This is a genomic window from Escherichia sp. MOD1-EC6021 (genome assembly GCF_002965245.1).
Classification (GTDB): Bacteria; Pseudomonadota; Gammaproteobacteria; order Enterobacterales; family Enterobacteriaceae; genus Escherichia; species Escherichia coli_F.
Map to the genome: position 1 here is coordinate 209,951 of NZ_PTRU01000001.1, position 20,042 is coordinate 229,992.

Annotated in this window: 19 protein-coding genes; 15 read left to right on the forward strand and 4 right to left on the reverse strand. The window is 52.0% G+C overall.

Going from position 1 to position 20,042, the window contains the following annotated elements:
• Positions 1–81 precede the first annotated feature (81 nt).
• Together rcsB and rcsD are read right to left on the reverse strand one after the other, a co-directional pair.
• The gene (gene rcsB / locus BEB54_RS01070) at positions 82–732 is read right to left on the reverse strand and encodes a response regulator transcription factor RcsB (protein WP_001061917.1); all 651 of its coding nucleotides are present in this window, start codon (positions 730–732) and stop codon (positions 82–84) included.
• 16 nt (positions 733–748) lie between these two features.
• The gene (rcsD, locus tag BEB54_RS01075) at positions 749–3,421 is read right to left on the reverse strand and encodes a phosphotransferase RcsD (protein ID WP_105276852.1); all 2,673 of its coding nucleotides are present in this window, start codon (positions 3,419–3,421) and stop codon (positions 749–751) included.
• 739 nt (positions 3,422–4,160) lie between these two features.
• Between rcsD and ompC the strand changes: the two genes are divergently transcribed.
• The 6 genes from ompC to mqo all read left to right on the forward strand — a co-directional run bounded on the left by ompC (position 4,161) and on the right by mqo (position 11,829).
• Complete coding sequence (gene ompC, locus BEB54_RS01085; protein WP_000865549.1) at positions 4,161–5,291, forward strand: porin OmpC; 1,131 nt, start codon at positions 4,161–4,163, stop codon at positions 5,289–5,291.
• A 111-nt stretch (positions 5,292–5,402) separates the two neighbouring features.
• Positions 5,403–6,458, forward strand: coding sequence for an FAD:protein FMN transferase ApbE (gene apbE, locus BEB54_RS01090; protein ID WP_105276853.1), 1,056 nt, complete (start codon positions 5,403–5,405; stop codon positions 6,456–6,458).
• Positions 6,459–6,531: 73 nt separating this feature from the next.
• Complete coding sequence (ada, locus tag BEB54_RS01095; protein WP_000786374.1) at positions 6,532–7,596, forward strand: bifunctional DNA-binding transcriptional regulator/O6-methylguanine-DNA methyltransferase Ada; 1,065 nt, start codon at positions 6,532–6,534, stop codon at positions 7,594–7,596.
• Entirely contained in the window at positions 7,596–8,246 is a 651-nt protein-coding gene (gene alkB / locus BEB54_RS01100; protein WP_000884932.1) for a DNA oxidative demethylase AlkB, read from the forward strand. The genes ada and alkB overlap by 1 nt, the downstream gene beginning before the upstream one ends.
• A gap of 75 nt (positions 8,247–8,321) precedes the next feature.
• Positions 8,322–9,965, forward strand: a complete 1,644-nt coding sequence (gene yojI, locus BEB54_RS01105; protein ID WP_088541292.1) for a microcin J25 efflux ABC transporter YojI — start codon at positions 8,322–8,324, stop codon at positions 9,963–9,965.
• Between the two features lie 217 nt (positions 9,966–10,182).
• Entirely contained in the window at positions 10,183–11,829 is a 1,647-nt protein-coding gene (gene mqo, locus BEB54_RS01110) for a malate dehydrogenase (quinone) (RefSeq protein ID WP_032184642.1), read from the forward strand.
• Between the two features lie 149 nt (positions 11,830–11,978).
• On the opposite strand, the gene eco is transcribed toward mqo, so the two are convergent.
• Both eco and BEB54_RS28810 read right to left on the reverse strand, forming a co-directional pair.
• Positions 11,979–12,467 carry a serine protease inhibitor ecotin gene (gene eco, locus BEB54_RS01115; RefSeq protein WP_000849212.1) on the reverse strand — a complete coding sequence of 163 codons (489 nt, stop codon included), beginning with the start codon at positions 12,465–12,467 and terminating at the stop codon, positions 11,979–11,981.
• A 133-nt stretch (positions 12,468–12,600) separates the two neighbouring features.
• A complete protein-coding gene (locus BEB54_RS28810) occupies positions 12,601–12,765 on the reverse strand; it encodes a hypothetical protein (protein WP_032303389.1) in 165 nt (54 codons plus the stop codon).
• Positions 12,766–12,873: 108 nt separating this feature from the next.
• Between BEB54_RS28810 and napF the strand changes: the two genes are divergently transcribed.
• The 9 genes from napF to ccmB are packed head-to-tail and all read left to right on the forward strand — an operon-like array spanning position 12,874 to position 20,009.
• Entirely contained in the window at positions 12,874–13,368 is a 495-nt protein-coding gene (gene napF / locus BEB54_RS01125; RefSeq protein WP_105276854.1) for a ferredoxin-type protein NapF, read from the forward strand.
• Positions 13,358–13,621, forward strand: coding sequence for a chaperone NapD (gene napD, locus BEB54_RS01130; protein WP_000557378.1), 264 nt, complete (start codon positions 13,358–13,360; stop codon positions 13,619–13,621). Before napF ends, napD begins: the two co-directional genes overlap by 11 nt.
• Positions 13,618–16,104, forward strand: coding sequence for a periplasmic nitrate reductase subunit alpha (napA, locus tag BEB54_RS01135; protein ID WP_000778067.1), 2,487 nt, complete (start codon positions 13,618–13,620; stop codon positions 16,102–16,104). Before napD ends, napA begins: the two co-directional genes overlap by 4 nt.
• A 6-nt stretch (positions 16,105–16,110) precedes the next feature.
• Positions 16,111–16,806, forward strand: a complete 696-nt coding sequence (gene napG / locus BEB54_RS01140) for a ferredoxin-type protein NapG (protein ID WP_000091291.1) — start codon at positions 16,111–16,113, stop codon at positions 16,804–16,806.
• Positions 16,793–17,656: a quinol dehydrogenase ferredoxin subunit NapH gene (napH, locus tag BEB54_RS01145; protein WP_000013499.1), complete on the forward strand. Its 864-nt coding sequence runs from the start codon at positions 16,793–16,795 to the stop codon at positions 17,654–17,656. Before napG ends, napH begins: the two co-directional genes overlap by 14 nt.
• Positions 17,653–18,102, forward strand: coding sequence for a nitrate reductase cytochrome c-type subunit (napB, locus tag BEB54_RS01150; RefSeq protein WP_000835174.1), 450 nt, complete (start codon positions 17,653–17,655; stop codon positions 18,100–18,102). The genes napH and napB overlap by 4 nt, the downstream gene beginning before the upstream one ends.
• A gap of 9 nt (positions 18,103–18,111) precedes the next feature.
• Positions 18,112–18,714 carry a cytochrome c-type protein NapC gene (napC, locus tag BEB54_RS01155; RefSeq protein ID WP_096967504.1) on the forward strand — a complete coding sequence of 201 codons (603 nt, stop codon included), beginning with the start codon at positions 18,112–18,114 and terminating at the stop codon, positions 18,712–18,714.
• A gap of 12 nt (positions 18,715–18,726) precedes the next feature.
• Entirely contained in the window at positions 18,727–19,350 is a 624-nt protein-coding gene (ccmA, locus tag BEB54_RS01160; RefSeq protein ID WP_105276855.1) for a cytochrome c biogenesis heme-transporting ATPase CcmA, read from the forward strand.
• Positions 19,347–20,009: a heme exporter protein CcmB gene (ccmB, locus tag BEB54_RS01165; RefSeq protein ID WP_000971730.1), complete on the forward strand. Its 663-nt coding sequence runs from the start codon at positions 19,347–19,349 to the stop codon at positions 20,007–20,009. Before ccmA ends, ccmB begins: the two co-directional genes overlap by 4 nt.
• Positions 20,010–20,042: the final 33 nt, after the last annotated feature.

Here is a 20,042-nt window from a genome sequence, read left to right on the forward strand (position 1 = left end):
GATAAGGCGTTTACGCCGCATCCGGCATTCAGTGCAAATGCCAGATGCGACGCTGACGCGTCTTATCTGGCCTACAGATGATTAGTCTTTATCTGCCGGACTTAAGGTCACAGAAGAGAGATAATTCAGCAGAGCAATATCGTTCTCGACACCCAGCTTCATCATCGCAGATTTCTTCTGGCTACTGATGGTTTTGATACTGCGGTTCAGCTTTTTAGCGATCTCGGTCACCAGGAAACCTTCCGCAAACAGGCGCAGAACTTCACTCTCTTTTGGCGAGAGACGCTTGTCACCATAACCGCCAGCACTGATTTTTTCTAACAGGCGAGAAACGCTTTCCGGGGTAAATTTCTTCCCTTTCTGCAGCGCGGCGAGAGCTTTCGGCAGATCGGTCGGTGCACCTTGTTTCAGCACGATCCCTTCGATATCCAGATCCAATACCGCACTAAGAATCGCCGGGTTGTTGTTCATGGTCAGAACGATAATCGACAGGCTTGGGAAATGGCGCTTGATGTACTTGATTAAGGTAATTCCATCGCCGTACTTATCGCCAGGCATGGAGAGATCGGTAATCAACACATGCGCATCCAGTTTCGGCAGGTTGTTGATCAGTGCTGTAGAGTCTTCAAATTCGCCGACAACATTCACCCACTCAATTTGCTCAAGTGATTTGCGAATACCGAACAAGACTATCGGATGGTCATCGGCAATAATTACGTTCATATTGTTCATGTAATAGGCTACCTTGCTACAGCAAGCTCTTGACATAACTGTCAATGTCGCTGATGTATTTTTCTATTCCTGGAACATCCTTCTCACGAATCAGATGTTCCAGCGTTTCACATAACTGCTTGCCGGGTACCAGATTTAGCATGGCAAATACGCCTTTAAGACGATGAGCCGTTTGGGCTAACGCAGCAAAGTCACTGGTTGCTGCTTCAGTATACAGCCTCTTAACATCATCCGGTACTGTGTCTACAAAGAGCGCATAATAGCCGCTGGCATGGAGTTGCGCATTTTCATCTCCGCCCAGAGGCGATTCTGTCACCTCTTCCTGCGCCAGTTGCACTTCAATTAATTGTAAGACCGCTTCCTGCATAGCGTTGCTCATATTGAAGTTGACGCACAATTGACCAGGCCCAATTTCCCGTACGCCAGACTCATCATCGCTTAAAAGCAAGCCAGAGGCAGTAAGATTAGACGGATTATCCGTTAAAAAGATATCATAATCTTGACTAATTAATCTTTCATCGGGTGTGATACAGGTTGCACCCCAATTTTCTAACTGGCGAGTGACAATATTCCGAATTTCTGCCGAAGTAACATCCACCATTATGCAGACATCATCCAGTAATCGTTCTTCTTCCTCTTCAACTTCCGGGTCAGCTGTGAGCATTTTGATATGCACAGAGTAGCGTGTACCAAGCCCATCCCGCGTTTTGATGTTTAAATGACCGCCCAGTTTACGTGCCAGTTGATCGCTCAGCCAGAATGCCAGCGGGTCCGCCTTGCCATAGCGATCGTTTTGGGTCCGGTTGATAAACGGGAAGTGCAAATTATCCATTTCATGAATGCTTACGCCTTCACCGGTGTCCAGAATGCGGAAAGTCAGGCGGTCTTCGGAGGACTCATCCTGATCAACCTCAAGGGTGATTTTTCCCAATTGTGTTGAGGTCACGGCATATTGCATCAATAGCAGCAAAATACGGCGTAAGGCATCGCGATCGCCACGGCGCATATCGTGTGCTTTCAGATGATTGTTAATCAGCAGTTGCAGTCCTTTACGCTTGATGGCGGGCAACACTGAAGGCACGACTTCATCAATCAAATCCTGCACGGAAAACAGCACCGTCTCGCTTTTCCAGCTATCGTCCGCAAGCATGTTCGCTAACTGTATTTCATCGATCAGACGCACCAGTACATCTGCCTGATTCGCCAGTTGTTTGCTTTCCGGGGCGTTGAGTTTAGCTGCACTCTCCGCCAGGGACTGTGCGGGTTCTTTCAGCGCATCACCAATGTTTTTCATAAAGGCCATCCGTCCTTGCTGGTTTTTCTCATACAGACGCTGCGCCTGCTTGAGTTTCTTGTTTACCAGCACTTCGCGATCCTGATCGCGAATAATGAAAATTTGTGTGCGCGGCGCAACCTGGCTGCGGAACATGCGGATTTCATATAGCTCGTTATTGATCGTCGCCTGAATAATCCCCTGATGCTGTTCCGCCATGGTGGTGATGTTTTGCAGATTCAAATGCGGCAGCAAATGATCGGCAATTTTGTTACTTATGACTGTGCGGTTCGATTCCTGATCGTGAACCAGCAGGCCGAGCGGCAGCAGTGAGACTATCTCTTCATTAATTGCCCGTAAAATGCGCAATTCGTTATTGACCGCCGTGCTGGGGACGCTTTCTGTACTGCGGCTGGAGAAATGGCGGAATGTGGTATAGCCAAATAACGCCAGCGCCAGCAAACCGATGTTCAGCAGCAGTGGCAGCAGAATGTTTTGCAACGTATCCAGCAATAAGGTGCCATAAGGAACCTGCCAGACCAGGCGCATATCGGTAGAGTTGAGTGCCGAGGAGATTTCAATCTTCGTACTGTTAAAGTGGATACTGACGCTATCCGTCCCTTCTTTCTCATTTTCATTGTTTCCCGTTGCCGTCGCGTCTGGCTCAAGGCGGAAACTGTCCAGCGGCATACCCGGTGGGATCAAATCATTAATCGGCAGATCAAAAGCAACGACCGTTGCCAGATGTCCCGGCTGGTTGAACGTGGTACGCAAGGTAAAGTAATGACCGTTCTGCCAGGCCAGGCGGCGCAGGTTAGAAAAACTTTCGCGTTCATCGAGCGCGTTGGCCTGTTGCAACATCTCTGCGCGACGTGAATCAACAATGTCGCTGACGGTCGATTCTTTAAATCCGGAGGTGAGATCTTTGAGGGGCAGGGTCGAGATCAGTACCAGACTGTTATCCTGACCATTCAGGTAATACATCGACCACGGTATATTTTCTGCGCCCCATAACGTGTCCAGATAGGTGGACATCCGTTGAGTCATCTCAAGCGTTGAGTTGTCGTGAGAGCCAAAGATTAAGGCTTCCGTTTTGCGGCGCGGTTTTTCCAGATAGTAGACATCCTGTTTCAGGCGCGTCTCTTGTAAACCTTCGCCGGAGGAGGGTGAGGTCGTCGCGGCAATGTTGTCGTAGATCTGCCAGGTCACGTAACGCCAGGTATCGACGCGCTTTTGGATTGCGTGGGTAATGTCGACAATCTGGTAACTTTTATCTTTCAGCCAGGCGTTAACGGCGCTTTGCACCATTACACCCATCGTCACCAGTAACACAATGATCAACAGTAAAAAGAAGCGGGTAATGCTCCCCGGTAGGAGTGAAAAGCGGGTCGTGGCCGTTGTCTCTTTCTGACGCATTCGTGTTTATGACCTGTTAAAACTTCGCGAAGTGATAGGGCAGTATAAAGGGTACAGTGTGAAATTCCAGACTCTTACCTGATTGATGATTCTCTATTCTCCCGTGATATTTATCATCCTGCATTGGGGGAAATAGATGTACAAGCGCCATTTTGCTGTACAAATAACCTACAAAAAGCCTAACGAAATTAATTGCAAATAAACGAAGATTGCTGGAAATTATGCTGATGTTAATTATTTGTGAAATAGTTAACAAGCGTTATAGTTTTTCTGTGGTAGCACAGAATAATGAAAAGTGTGTAAAGAAGGGTAAAAAAAAACCGGATGCGAGGCATCCGGTTGAAATAGGGGTAAACAGACATTCAGAAATGAATGACGGTAATAAATAAAGTTAATGATGATAGCGGGAGATATTCTAGTTGCGAGTGAAGGTTTTGTTTTGACATTCAGTGCTGTCAAATACTTAAGAATAAGTTATTGATTTTAACCTTGAATTATTATTGCTTGATGTTAGGTGCTTATTTCGCCATTCCGCAATAATCTTAAAAAGTTCCCTTGTATTTACATTATGAAACATCTATAGCGATAAATGAAACATCTTAAAAGTTTTAGTATCATATTCGTGTTGGATTATTCTGCATTTTTGGGGAGAATGGACTTGCCGACTGATTAATGAGGGTTAATCAGTATGCAGTGGCATAAAAAAGCAAATAAAGGCATATAACAGAGGGTTAATAACATGAAAGTTAAAGTACTGTCCCTCCTGGTCCCAGCTCTGCTGGTAGCAGGCGCAGCAAACGCTGCTGAAGTTTACAACAAAGACGGCAACAAATTAGATCTGTACGGTAAAGTAGACGGCCTGCACTATTTCTCTGACGACAAGTCTGTAGATGGCGACCAGACCTACATGCGTCTTGGCTTCAAAGGTGAAACTCAGGTTACTGACCAGCTGACCGGTTACGGCCAGTGGGAATATCAGATCCAGGGCAACAGCGCTGAAAACGAAAACAACTCCTGGACCCGTGTGGCATTCGCTGGTCTGAAATTCCAGGACGTTGGTTCTTTCGACTACGGTCGTAACTACGGCGTTGTATATGACGTAACTTCCTGGACCGACGTACTGCCAGAATTCGGTGGCGACACTTACGGTTCTGACAACTTCATGCAGCAGCGTGGTAACGGCTTCGCGACCTACCGTAACACTGACTTCTTCGGTCTGGTTGACGGCCTGAACTTTGCTGTTCAGTACCAGGGTAAAAACGGTAGCGTAGATGGCGAAGGCATGACCAACAACGGTCGTGGTGCTCTGCGTCAGAACGGCGACGGCGTTGGCGGTTCTATCACTTATGATTACGAAGGCTTCGGTATCGGTGCTGCAGTGTCCAGCTCCAAACGTACTGACGCTCAGAATGGTACCTATGTAAGCGACAATAATGTGGTCCGTAACTACATCGGTACTGGCGACCGTGCTGAAACCTACACTGGCGGTCTGAAATACGACGCTAACAACATCTACCTGGCTGCTCAGTACACCCAGACCTACAACGCAACTCGCGTAGGTTCCCTGGGTTGGGCGAACAAAGCACAGAACTTCGAAGCTGTTGCTCAGTACCAGTTCGACTTCGGTCTGCGTCCGTCCCTGGCTTACCTGCAGTCTAAAGGTAAAAACCTGGGTGTCATCAATGGTCGTAACTACGACGACGAAGATATCCTGAAATATGTTGATGTTGGTGCTACTTACTACTTCAACAAAAACATGTCCACCTATGTTGACTACAAAATCAACCTGCTGGACGACAACCAGTTCACTCGTGACGCTGGCATCAACACTGATAACATCGTAGCTCTGGGTCTGGTTTACCAGTTCTAATCTCGATTGATATCGAACAAAGGGCCTGCGGGCCCTTTTTTCATTGTTTTCAGCGTACAAACACAGTTTTTTGGTGTACTCTTGCGACCGTTCGCATGAGGATAATCACGTATGGAAATAAGCTTTACCCGCGTGGCACTGCTGGCTGCCACGCTCTTCTTTGTTGGTTGCGATCAAAAACCACAACCCGCCAAAACCCACGCTATTGAAGTTACCGTTCTCGAAGGCAAAACCATGGGTACCTTCTGGCGTGCCAGCATTCCGGGCATTGACGCCAAACGCAGTGCCGAACTTAAAGAAAAGATTCAGACCCAGCTGGACGCTGACGATCAGCTGCTTTCGACCTATAAAAAAGATTCCGCGCTGATGCGCTTTAACGACTCGCAAAGTTTGTCGCCGTGGCCGGTAAGTGAAGCGATGGCCGATATCGTCACCACCTCGCTGCGCATTGGCGCAAGGACCGATGGTGCGATGGATATAACCGTCGGGCCGCTGGTGAATCTGTGGGGCTTTGGCCCGGAACAACAACCGGTTCAAATTCCGAGCCAGGAACAGATCGATGCGATGAAAGCCAAAACCGGCTTACAGCACCTGACGGTCATTAATCAGTCGCATCAGCAATATCTGCAAAAAGACCTGCCGGATTTATATGTCGATCTCTCCACCGTCGGCGAAGGCTATGCGGCGGATCATCTGGCACGCTTGATGGAGCAGGAAGGGATTTCCCGCTATCTGGTGTCGGTGGGCGGCGCGCTGAACAGCCGTGGTATGAACGGTGAAGGCCAGCCGTGGCGGGTAGCGATTCAAAAACCAACTGATAAAGAAAACGCGGTTCAGGCCGTGGTGGATATCAACGGTCATGGCATTAGCACCTCTGGCAGCTACCGTAACTATTACGAACTGGACGGCAAACGTCTTTCCCATGTTATCGATCCGCAAACCGGGCGTCCCATCGAACACAATCTGGTATCCGTGACGGTGATTGCCCCGACGGCGCTGGAAGCCGACGCCTGGGATACTGGCTTAATGGTACTCGGGCCGGAGAAAGCCAAAGAGGTTGTTCGCCGGGAAGGGCTGGCGGTTTATATGATCACCAAAGAGGGCGATAGCTTTAAAACCTGGATGTCGCCGCAGTTTAAAAGCTTCCTTATCAGCGAAAAAAATTAAAGCGCAAGATTGTTGGTTTTTGTGCGATGGTGACCGGGAAGACTAAAGGCTATCCTTAACCAGGGAGCTGATTATGAAAAACGCCACATGCTTAACTGACGATCAACGCTGGCAATCTGTCTTAGCCCGCGACCCGAACGCCGACGGTGAATTCGTTTTCGCCGTGCGCACCACGGGTATCTTTTGCCGTCCGTCTTGCCGAGCCAGACATGCCTTGCGGGAAAATGTCTCCTTCTACGCAAATGCCAGCGAGGCACTCGCCGCCGGATTTCGCCCCTGCAAACGTTGTCAGCCAGACAAAGCCAATCCCCGGCAACATCGCCTTGATAAAATTACCCACGCCTGCCGACTGCTGGAACAGGAAACGCCTGTAACGCTGGAAGCCTTAGCCGACCAGGTGGCGATGAGTCCGTTCCATCTGCATCGGTTGTTTAAAGCGACTACCGGAATGACGCCTAAAGCCTGGCAACAGGCCTGGCGCGCTCGCCGTTTGCGCGAATCGCTGGCGAAAGGGGAGAGCGTGACGACGTCCATTCTTAACGCCGGATTCCCCGACAGCAGCAGTTACTACCGCAAAGCCGACGAAACGCTGGGCATGACGGCTAAACAATTCCGTCATGGTGGCGAAAATCTGGCGGTGCGTTACGCGCTGGCTGATTGTGAGCTGGGCCGTTGCCTGGTGGCAGAAAGCGAGCGGGGGATTTGCGCGATATTGCTGGGCGATGATGACGCGACGCTAATCAGCGAGTTGCAGCAGATGTTTCCCGCTGCCGACAACGCGCCTGCCGATCTGACGTTTCAGCAACATGTGCGTGAAGTGATCGCCAGCCTCAATCAACGCGATACGCCGCTGACGTTACCGCTGGATATTCGCGGCACTGCTTTTCAGCAACAAGTCTGGCAGGCACTGCGCACGATACCTTGTGGTGAAACCGTCAGTTATCAGCAACTGGCGAACGCCATCGGCAAACCGAAAGCGGTACGGGCCGTTGCCAGCGCCTGTGCAGCCAACAAGCTCGCTATCGTAATACCCTGTCATCGGGTAGTCCGTGGTGATGGCACACTTTCCGGTTACCGCTGGGGCGTGTCGCGCAAAGCGCAACTGCTGCGCCGTGAAGCTGAAAATGAGGAGAGGTAATGTTGGATCTGTTTGCCGATGCTGAACCGTGGCAAGAACCACTGGCGGCTGGAGCGGTGATTTTGCACCGTTTTGCTTTTAACGCTGCGGAGCAACTGATCCGCGATATTAATGACGTTGCCAGCCAGTCGCCGTTTCGCCAGATGGTCACTCCAGGCGGATATACCATGTCGGTGGCGATGACCAACTGTGGGCATCTGGGCTGGACGACCAATCGGCAAGGTTATCTCTATTCGCCCATTGATCCGCAAACAAATAAACCGTGGCCCGCCATGCCGCAGAGTTTTCATAATTTATGTCAACGTGCGGCGACGGCGGCTGGCTATCCAGATTTCCAACCTGATGCTTGCCTCATCAATCGCTATGCCCCGGGCGCGAAACTGTCGCTGCATCAGGATAAAGACGAACCGGATCTGCGTGCGCCAATAGTTTCTGTTTCTCTGGGCTTACCCGCGATTTTTCAATTTGGTGGCCTGAAACGAAATGATCCGCTCAAACGTTTATTGCTGGAACATGGCGATGTGGTGGTATGGGGCGGTGAATCGCGGCTGTTTTATCACGGCATTCAACCGTTGAAAGCGGGCTTTCATCCACTCACCGCCGACTGCCGCTACAACCTGACATTCCGTCAGGCAGGTAAAAAAGAATAAAAATAAGAATTATTATTGCTGTGCGCGCGGAGATGTTTAAACTGCGGGCTGTAATTCATTGTCCGGGTTTTCTGCATGGAACTTCTTGTACTTGTCTGGCGGCAGTATCGCTGGCCATTTATCAGTGTGATGGCGCTAAGCCTCGCCAGTGCAGCATTAGGCATTGGCTTAATTGCTTTTATCAATCAGCGCCTTATCGAAACGGCGGATACCAGTCTGCTGGTATTGCCGGAGTTTCTCGGTTTATTGCTGCTGCTAATGGCGGTGACGCTAGGTTCGCAACTGGCGCTCACCACTCTGGGGCATCATTTCGTTTACCGACTGCGTAGCGAATTTATCAAGCGGATTCTGGATACTCACGTCGAGCGTATCGAACAACTCGGTAGCGCCTCGTTGCTGGCGGGGTTAACCAGCGATGTGCGCAATATCACTATTGCGTTTGTTCGTCTGCCAGAACTGGTGCAGGGGATCATTCTCACTATCGGTTCGGCGGCGTATCTGTGGATGCTGTCGGGCAAGATGTTGCTGGTAACGGCTATCTGGATGGCGGTCACCATCTGGGGCGGTTTTGTACTGGTGGCGCGGGTTTACAAACATATGGCGACCCTGCGTGAAACCGAAGACAAGCTGTACACGGATTTTCAAACCGTACTCGAAGGGCGCAAAGAGCTGACTCTGAACCGTGAACGCGCCGAGTATGTGTTTAACAACCTCTACATTCCTGATGCGCAAGAGTATCGCCATCATATTATCCGCGCAGACACCTTCCATCTTAGTGCTGTGAACTGGTCAAACATCATGATGCTGGGCGCAATCGGTCTGGTGTTCTGGATGGCGAACAGTCTCGGTTGGGCTGATACCAACGTTGCCGCGACCTATTCGTTAACGCTGTTATTTCTGCGTACGCCGCTGCTTTCGGCGGTTGGTGCGTTGCCGACGCTGCTGACGGCGCAGGTGGCGTTTAACAAGCTGAATAAATTCGCACTCGCGCCTTTCAAAGCAGAGTTTCCGCGTCCGCAGACGTTTCCCAACTGGCAAACGCTGGAGCTGCGCAATGTTACGTTTGCTTATCAGGATAACGCGTTTTCCGTTGGGCCGATTAACCTCACCATTAAACGTGGCGAACTGCTGTTTCTGATTGGCGGCAACGGTAGCGGAAAATCGACACTGGCGATGTTGCTGACGGGCTTGTATCAACCACAAAGCGGCGAAATTTTGCTGGATGGCAAACCTGTCAGCGGCGAACAACCGGAAGATTATCGCAAACTGTTTTCGGCAGTGTTTACCGATGTCTGGTTGTTTGATCAACTGCTGGGGCCGGAGGGGAAACCTGCTAACCCGCAACTGGTTGAGAAGTGGCTGGCGCAGCTGAAAATGGCTCATAAGCTTGAGTTAAGCAACGGGCGTATTGTTAACCTGAAGTTATCAAAAGGGCAGAAAAAACGCGTCGCGCTGTTGCTGGCGCTGGCAGAAGAACGCGATATTATCCTGTTGGATGAATGGGCGGCGGATCAGGACCCACACTTCCGTCGTGAGTTTTATCAGGTGCTGCTGCCGCTGATGCAGGAGATGGGTAAAACGATTTTCGCCATCAGTCATGATGATCATTACTTTATCCACGCTGACCGCCTGCTGGAAATGCGCAACGGGCTACTTAGCGAGCTGACAGGTGAAGAGCGCGATGCTGCTTCGCGTGATGCCGTTGCCCGGACGGCGTAATATTTCGACGCTGACCTGGCGGACTGCTGCCGCCAGGTCAATATTCTAAAAAACCCTTCGTTTCTAATAACCCTATAATTAATCAATGAAATTATAATGTTTCTAAAATTGGAATATAATTTATAAACATTATTTAAATGTTGTTACTTAAGTGTTACCGTTGATGCCGCGCAAATCTCACCTGCAATAAAGCGACTAAAAGTAAGGCATTAACAAGATGAAAAAAGTGACTGCCATGCTCTTCTCGATGGCCGTGGGGCTTAATGCCGTTTCGATGACGGCAAAAGCGAAAGCGTCCGAGGAGCAGGAAACTGATGTACTGTTGATTGGCGGCGGCATTATGAGCGCCACGTTGGGGACCTATTTACGCGAGCTGGAGCCTGAATGGTCGATGACCATGGTGGAGCGCCTGGAGGGTGTCGCGCAGGAGAGTTCGAACGGCTGGAACAACGCCGGAACCGGGCATTCTGCACTGATGGAACTCAATTACACCCCGCAAAACGCCGATGGCAGCATCAGTATTGAAAAAGCAGTCGCCATTAACGAAGCATTTCAGATTTCCCGCCAGTTCTGGGCGCACCAGGTCGAGCGCGGTGTACTGCGTACTCCGCGTTCATTTATCAATACCGTTCCGCACATGAGTTTTGTCTGGGGCGAGGATAACGTCAATTTCCTGCGCGCCCGTTACGCCGCATTGCAACAAAGCTCGCTGTTTCGTGGCATGCGTTACTCTGAAGATCACGCGCAGATCAAAGAGTGGGCACCGTTAGTGATGGAAGGGCGCGATCCGCAACAGAAAGTAGCAGCAACACGCACAGAAATTGGCACTGATGTGAACTATGGCGAGATCACCCGCCAGTTGATCGCCTCCTTACAGAAGAAATCTAACTTCTCGCTGCAACTCAGCAGCGAAGTCCGCGCCCTAAAGCGTAATGACGATAATAGCTGGACCGTCACCGTTGCCGATCTGAAAAACGGCACTGCACAGAACATCCGCGCCAAATTTGTCTTTATCGGCGCGGGCGGTGCGGCACTGAAACTGTTACAGGAATCGGGGATTCCGGAGGCGAAAGACTACGCCGGTTTCCCGGTGGGCGGACAGTTCCTTGTTTCGGAAAACCCGGACGTGGTTAATCACCATCTGGCGAAGGTTTACGGTAAAGCATCCGTTGGCGCGCCACCGATGTCGGTTCCGCATATCGATACCCGTGTTCTGGACGGTAAACGCGTCGTGCTGTTTGGGCCATTTGCCACCTTCTCAACCAAATTCCTCAAAAACGGTTCATTGTGGGATCTGCTGAGTTCCACCACCACCTCAAACGTGATGCCGATGATGCACGTTGGGCTGGATAATTTCGATCTGGTGAAATATCTGGTGAGTCAGGTGATGTTGAGTGAAGAGGATCGTTTTGAAGCGTTGAAAGAGTACTATCCGCAGGCGAAAAAAGAGGACTGGCGTTTGTGGCAAGCGGGGCAGCGCGTGCAGATTATCAAGCGTGATGCCGAGAAAGGTGGCGTACTGCGTCTGGGTACCGAAGTGGTCAGCGACCAACAAGGGACTATTGCCGCGCTGCTGGGGGCATCGCCAGGGGCGTCAACCGCCGCGCCGATTATGTTGAATCTGCTGGAAAAAGTATTTGGCGATCGCGTTTCCAGCCCGCAATGGCAGGCTACGTTGAAAGCGATCGTTCCGTCTTATGGACGCAAGCTGAATGGTGATGTGGCGGCAACAGAACGCGAGTTGCAGTACACCAGCGAAGTGCTGGGGCTGAAATACGACAAGCCGCAGGTGGCGGACAGTACGCCAAAACCGCAGTTGAAGCCGCAAACCGTTCAAAAAGAAGTCGCGGATATTGCGTTGTAATGATGTGCCACATCCGGCATGGTATGCCGGATGTGGCGTATGCTGATAAGACGCGTCAGCGTCGCATCAGTCAACCGGCTTGGGCGTTAGATGTCGGATGCGGCGTGACCGCCTTATCCGACCTACGGGGTGCCGCACTTCACGGCAGTTTAGCGGACTACCGCGTTGTCAATTTTCTCTTCCGCCTTCCAGATGCGGTATTTCACATCTACATTGTCTGGCGTATACACCACGATCGGCAGCTTGCTGTTGTAACGCAGCATTCCAGCATCGCCCAGATACGCGGTGACAAATTTCTTCTCTTTCTTGCCATCCGGGCAGGCCATCATCGTGGAAACCGGCGAGCTAACTTTATCAAAGACGTAATAATCATAGCCCCAGCCTTCCAGCGTTTTGCTTTCCAGCTTCCCGCCGAGACGATGCAAATTGCAATCGACTTCCAGCGTCTGACCGATTAACAGTTCTACTTTCAGGGTAGATTCATCTTCTTGCGGGGTTAACTGAATCACCTGACGCTTCATGCCTTTTTCAGCTTGCGGATAAGGCGCGATTTTTTCCAGTGGCTGGACGCTCTCTGCCGCCCAGGCGGAAGTGGTAGCGAAAGCGGCAAACAATACTGCAGGTAGAATGGTCTTCATTGTTGTATTCCCTTCGTCATTTATAGGTTTTCACCGATGATGTCGCTGAAGGTTAACATATTCATCAGATTTATTAATTTGCTTTATGAATAACTAAAAGAACATTCAGACAATTTTACCTTCTCTTTTAGTGTTAAATTCTGAGGAGTGGTAAAGCCTTGAGAAATATCTCTGGCGAATTAATCGCTATATAAATATGTTTATAACCATTTGAAATGTGAGCAAAAGCCCGTTTTTGCCACTCTTCCCACCACTCTTTTGATCCTGCAACAGGTTTTACCCCGATCGGGGTATGCATCTTTGACACATCCTTTAATATCTTAGCGGCTATAAAAATGGCTTATTAATTATGCGGTTTATTTGGTCGCTCTCAATTTTCAGAGCGTATTAATGATGGAAGGTCAATGTGAAGATTGATGCATCCCGTCGGGGCATACTCACTGGTCACTGGCGCAAAGCCAGTAACGGTATCCGTCCGCCCTGGTCCGGTGATGAATCTCATTTTCTGACCCATTGCACCCGCTGTGACGCCTGTATTAATGCTTGTGAAAACAACATTCTGCAACGCGGCGCGGGGGGCTATCCGAGCGTTAATTTCAAAAATAACGAGTGCAGCTTCTGTTATGCCTGCGCGCAAGCTTGCCCCGAATCGCTATTTTCTCCGCGCCACACCAGGGCCTGGGATTTGCAGTTCACCATTGGGGACGCGTGCCTGGCATATCAGTCAGTTGAATGCCGCCGCTGTCAGGATAGCTGTGAGCCAATGGCAATTATCTTTCGCCCGACGCTCTCCGGGATCTACCAGCCGCAACTTAATAGCCAACTTTGCAACGGATGTGGTGCATGTGCAGCCAGCTGTCCGGTATCAGCCATAACTGCGGAGTATCTCCATGCACACTAACTGGCAAGTTTGCAGCCTGGTCGTGCAGGCCAAAAGCGAACGAATTTCAGACATCAGCACCCAACTGAACGCCTTTCCCGGCTGTGAAGTCGCTGTCAGCGACGCGCCGAGCGGTCAGTTGATTGTGGTGGTGGAAGCAGAAGACAGCGAAACGCTGATCCAAACCATTGAGTCAGTACGCAACGTAGAGGGCGTGCTGGCGGTGTCGCTGGTTTATCACCAGCAGGAAGAGCAAGGTGAGGAAACACCATGAAACTCAGTCGTCGTAGCTTTATGAAAGCTAACGCCGTTGCGGCCGCTGCGGCGGCTGCCGGTCTCAGCGTGCCGGGCGTTGCCCGCGCCGTTGTTGGTCAGCAGGAAGCCATTAAATGGGATAAAGCACCATGCCGTTTCTGCGGTACTGGTTGTGGCGTTCTGGTCGGAACGCAGCAGGGGCGTGTGGTGGCCTGTCAGGGCGACCCGGACGCACCGGTTAACCGTGGTCTGAACTGCATTAAGGGCTATTTCCTGCCCAAAATCATGTACGGTAAAGACCGTTTGACGCAGCCGCTTCTGCGTATGAAAAACGGTAAATATGACAAAGAAGGCGAGTTCACCCCAATCACCTGGGATCAAGCCTTCGATGTGATGGAAGAAAAATTCAAAACTGCCCTGAAAGAAAAAGGGCCGGAATCGATCGGTATGTTCGGTTCTGGTCAGTGGACTATCTGGGAAGGTTATGCCGCGTCCAAGCTGTTCAAAGCGGGCTTCCGTTCGAACAACATCGACCCGAACGCGCGTCACTGTATGGCGTCGGCGGTAGTTGGCTTTATGCGTACCTTTGGTATGGATGAGCCGATGGGCTGCTATGACGACATCGAACAGGCTGACGCGTTTGTGCTGTGGGGCGCTAACATGGCGGAGATGCACCCGATTCTCTGGTCGCGCATCACCAACCGTCGTCTCTCTAACCAGAACGTCACCGTGGCGGTGCTTTCTACCTACCAGCATCGTAGCTTCGAGCTGGCGGATAACGGCATCATCTTTACGCCACAGTCTGACCTGGTGATCCTGAACTACATCGCCAACTATATCATTCAAAACAACGCGATAAATCAGGACTTCTTTAGCAAACACGTTAACCTGCGCAAAGGGGCGACGGACATCGGCTACGGTTTACGTCCGACCCATCCGCTGGAAAAAGCAGCGAAGAATCCGGGTTCTGACGCCTCCGAACCGATGAGCTTTGAAGATTACAAAGCCTTCGTTGCTGAATATACGCTGGAAAAAACCGCCGAAATGACCGGCGTGCCGAAAGACCAGTTAGAACAACTGGCGCAGCTGTATGCCGATCCGAACAAGAAAGTCATCTCCTACTGGACGATGGGCTTCAACCAGCATACCCGTGGTGTGTGGGCCAACAACCTGGTCTACAACCTGCACCTGCTGACTGGCAAAATTTCTCAGCCGGGTTGCGGTCCGTTCTCCCTGACCGGGCAGCCTTCCGCGTGTGGTACTGCGCGAGAAGTGGGCACCTTTGCTCACCGTCTGCCTGCGGACATGGTGGTGACCAATGAGAAACACCGTGATATCTGCGAGAAGAAGTGGAATATCCCGAGCGGCACCATTCCGGCGAAAATCGGCCTGCACGCGGTGGCACAGGACCGTGCGCTGAAAGACGGCAAACTGAATGTTTACTGGACCATGTGTACCAACAACATGCAAGCCGGGCCGAACATTAATGAAGAGCGTATGCCGGGCTGGCGCGATCCGCGCAACTTTATCATCGTTTCCGATCCGTATCCGACAGTTAGTGCGCTGGCAGCCGACTTGATCCTGCCGACCGCAATGTGGGTAGAAAAAGAGGGTGCTTACGGTAACGCCGAACGCCGTACTCAATTTTGGCGTCAGCAGGTACAGGCACCGGGCGAAGCGAAATCGGATCTCTGGCAGTTAGTTCAGTTCTCCCGCCGCTTCAAAACTGAAGAAGTGTGGCCGGAAGAGTTGCTGGCGAAGAAACCGGAACTGCGTGGCAAAACGCTGTATGAGGTTCTGTATGCCACCCCGGAAGTGAGCAAATTCCCGGTATCCGAACTGGCAGAAGATCAGTTGAACGATGAATCCCGCGAGCTGGGCTTCTATCTGCAAAAAGGGCTGTTCGAAGAGTATGCATGGTTTGGTCGCGGTCACGGTCACGATCTCGCGCCGTTCGATGACTACCACAAAGCGCGCGGTCTGCGCTGGCCGGTGGTGAACGGTAAAGAAACGCAGTGGCGTTATAGCGAAGGTAACGACCCATACGTGAAAGCGGGCGAAGGCTACAAGTTCTACGGTAAACCGGATGGCAAAGCGGTGATCTTCGCACTGCCGTTCGAACCGGCGGCGGAAGCACCGGATGAAGAGTACGATCTGTGGCTCTCTACCGGGCGTGTCCTGGAGCACTGGCACACCGGCAGTATGACTCGCCGTGTACCGGAACTGCACCGTGCCTTCCCGGAAGCGGTCCTGTTTATTCATCCGCTGGATGCGAAAGCGCGCGATCTGCGTCGTGGCGACAAAGTGAAAGTGGTTTCTCGCCGTGGCGAAGTCATCTCGATTGTTGAAACGCGCGGTCGTAACCGTCCGCCGCAGGGCCTGGTGTATATGCCGTTCTTCGACGCCGCACAGCTGGTTAACAAACTGACGCTGGATGCGACCGATCCGCTCTCGAAAGAGACGGACTTCAAGAAGTGTGCGGTCAAACTGGAGAAGGTGTAAGCCATTATGTCCCGGTCAGCGAAACCTCAAAATGGTCGCCGCCGCTTTCTGCGCGATGTCGTTCGCACAGCTGGCGGGCTGGCTGCCGTGGGTGTGGCGCTGGGGTTACAACAGCAAACCGCACGTGCATCTGGCGTGCGGTTGCGCCCGCCCGGAGCCATAAACGAGAACGCCTTTGCCAGTGCCTGCGTACGTTGCGGTCAGTGTGTTCAGGCTTGCCCTTACGACACCTTAAAACTGGCGACACTGGCCTCTGGCCTGTCGGCAGGTACGCCGTACTTTGTCGCGCGGGATATTCCTTGCGAAATGTGTGAGGACATTCCGTGCGCCAAAGTGTGCCCGAGCGGTGCGCTGGATCGAGAGATCGAATCGATCGACGACGCGCGGATGGGGCTGGCGGTGCTGGTGGATCAGGAGAACTGCCTCAACTTTCAGGGGCTGCGCTGCGATGTTTGCTATCGCGAATGCCCGAAAATTGATGAGGCAATCACCCTGGAGCTGGAGCGTAACACGCGTACCGGTAAGCACGCTCGTTTTCTGCCGACGGTTCACAGCGACGCCTGTACCGGCTGCGGTAAGTGCGAAAAAGTGTGCGTGCTGGAACAACCCGCAATCAAGGTGTTACCGCTGTCACTGGCGAAAGGGGAGTTAGGTCACCATTACCGCTTCGGCTGGCTGGAGGGGAACAATGGCAAATCGTAAACGTGACGCCGGGCGCGAGGCGCTGGAGAAAAAAGGCTGGTGGCGCAGTCACCGTTGGTTAGTGTTACGTCGCCTTTGTCAGTTCTTCGTGCTGGGGATGTTTTTGAGCGGTCCGTGGTTTGGTGTGTGGATCTTGCACGGCAACTACAGCAGTAGCCTGTTATTCGACACCGTTCCGCTGACCGATCCGCTGATGACGCTGCAAAGCCTTGCCAGCGGTCATCTGCCTGCCACGGTAGCGCTGACTGGTGCGGTGATTATCACCGTGCTCTACGCACTGGCAGGAAAGCGATTATTTTGCAGCTGGGTCTGCCCGCTGAACCCGATTACCGACTTAGCAAATTGGTTACGCAGACGATTTGACCTCAATCAGTCTGCGACGATCCCTCGCCACATTCGCTACGTGCTGTTGGTGATCATTCTGGTGGGTTCGGCCTTAACCGGCACGCTCATCTGGGAATGGATCAACCCCGTTTCCCTGATGGGGCGCAGCCTGGTAATGGGCTTCGGCAGCGGCGCGCTGCTTATTCTCGCGCTGTTTTTATTTGATCTACTGGTCGTTGAACACGGCTGGTGCGGGCACATTTGTCCGGTTGGTGCACTGTATGGCGTGCTGGGTAGTAAAGGTGTGATTACCGTTGCGGCCACCGATCGGCAGAAATGTAACCGCTGTATGGATTGTTTTCATGTTTGCCCGGAACCGCATGTGCTACGTGCCCCGGTGCTGGATGAACAAAGCCCGGTGCAGGTCACCAGCCGCGATTGCATGACGTGCGGTCGCTGCGTGGATGTCTGTTCTGAGGATGTTTTTACAATAACTACACGATGGAGTTCGGGAGCGAAATCATGAAAAGCCATGACCTGAAGAAAGCGCTGTGTCAATGGACGGCGATGCTGGCCCTGGTGGTGAGCGGCGCGGTTTGGGCGGCTAATGGCGTCGATTTTAGCCAGTCGCCGGAAGTATCCGGGACGCAGGAAGGGGCCATTCGGATGCCAAAAGAGCAGGATCGGATGCCGCTGAACTATGTGAATCAGCCGCCAATGATCCCGCATAGCGTTGAAGGTTATCAGGTAACGACCAATACCAACCGCTGCTTGCAGTGCCACGGTGTCGAAAGCTATCGCACCACTGGCGCACCGCGCATCAGTCCGACTCACTTTATGGACAGCGACGGCAAAGTGGGCGCGGAAGTGGCTCCACGTCGTTACTTCTGTCTGCAATGCCACGTGCCGCAGGCTGATACCGCGCCAATCGTGGGGAATACCTTTACCCCGTCAAAAGGTTACGGGAAATAAGAGGTTATTATGGGAAATTCTGACCTTAAGCCTGGTCTGATTAAGCGCCTGTGGAAATGGTGGCGTACCCCCAGCCGTCTGGCACTGGGGACGCTGCTGTTGATCGGCTTTGTTGGCGGTATCGTCTTCTGGGGCGGCTTTAACACCGGGATGGAAAAAGCTAACACTGAAGAGTTTTGCATTAGCTGCCACGAAATGCGTAACACGGTGTATCAGGAATACATGGATTCTGTGCACTACAACAACCGTAGCGGCGTCCGTGCGACCTGTCCGGATTGTCACGTTCCACACGAGTTTGTGCCGAAGATGATACGCAAGCTCAAAGCAAGTAAAGAGCTGTATGGTAAAATTTTTGGCGTTATTGACACGCCGCAGAAATTTGAAGCTCATCGCCTGACGATGGCACAGAATGAGTGGCGGCGCATGAAGGACAATAACTCGCAGGAGTGTCGTAACTGTCACAACTTCGAGTATATGGATACAACCGCCCAGAAATCAGTTGCCGCTAAGATGCACGACCAGGCGGTGAAAGATGGGCAAACCTGTATTGATTGCCATAAAGGGATAGCGCACAAGCTGCCCGATATGCGCGAAGTCGAGCCAGGTTTTTAACAGGGTTATTGCGTGGGTATGCTTGAAGCCAGAGAGTTACTTTGCGAGCGGGATGAACGAACCTTATTTAGTGGCTTGTCATTTACGCTGAACGCAGGCGAGTGGGTACAAATCACCGGTAGCAACGGCGCGGGGAAGACAACGCTTCTCCGTTTGCTGACGGGGTTGTCTCGCCCTGACGCAGGCGAGGTTCTCTGGCAAGGGCAGCCCTTGCATCAGGTACGCGACAGCTACCATCAAAACCTGTTATGGATAGGCCATCAGCCGGGGATCAAAACCCGGCTGACGGCGTTAGAAAATCTGCACTTTTATCATCGCGATGGCGATACCGCACAATGTCTGGAAGCCCTGGCGCAGGCCGGGCTTGCCGGATTCGAAGATATTCCGGTAAATCAACTTTCTGCCGGGCAGCAACGCCGCGTCGCTTTAGCACGTCTGTGGTTGACCCGTGCCACGTTGTGGATACTCGACGAACCTTTTACCGCGATTGACGTTAACGGCGTCGATCGTCTGACCCAGCGTATGGCGCAGCATACAGAGCAGGGGGGGATTGTGATTCTGACTACCCACCAGCCGCTCAACGTTGCTGAAAGTAAAATCCGCCGCATTTCACTGACGAAAACGAGGGACGAATAATGTTCTGGCGAATTTTCCGTCTTGAGCTGCGCGTAGCGTTTCGTCATAGCGCCGAAATCGCCAACCCGCTGTGGTTCTTCCTGATTGTTATTACCCTTTTTCCGCTCAGTATCGGTCCGGAGCCGCAACTGCTGGCGCGTATTGCGCCGGGCATTATCTGGGTTGCCGCGCTGCTTTCATCCTTGCTGGCACTCGAGCGACTGTTCCGTGACGATTTGCAGGACGGCAGTCTTGAACAATTGATGTTGTTGCCGTTACCCTTGCCCGCCGTTGTGCTGGCGAAGGTGATGGCACACTGGATGGTAACCGGTCTGCCGTTACTCATCCTTTCGCCCCTGGTAGCAATGCTACTGGGAATGGATGTTTATGGCTGGCAAGTGATGGCGTTAACGCTACTGCTGGGAACCCCTACGCTTGGCTTTCTTGGTGCGCCGGGCGTGGCGCTGACAGTGGGACTTAAGCGCGGTGGTGTGCTGCTCAGCATACTGGTGTTACCGCTGACTATCCCATTACTCATCTTTGCCACCGCCGCGATGGACGCGGCTTCTATGCATTTGCCCGTTGATGGGTATCTGGCAATTTTAGGCGCGTTGCTGGCAGGCACCGCGACATTAAGTCCTTTTGCGACGGCGGCAGCGTTACGAATCAGCATTCAATAACGCTGGATTACTGATTTTTGTTCGAGTCTGGTA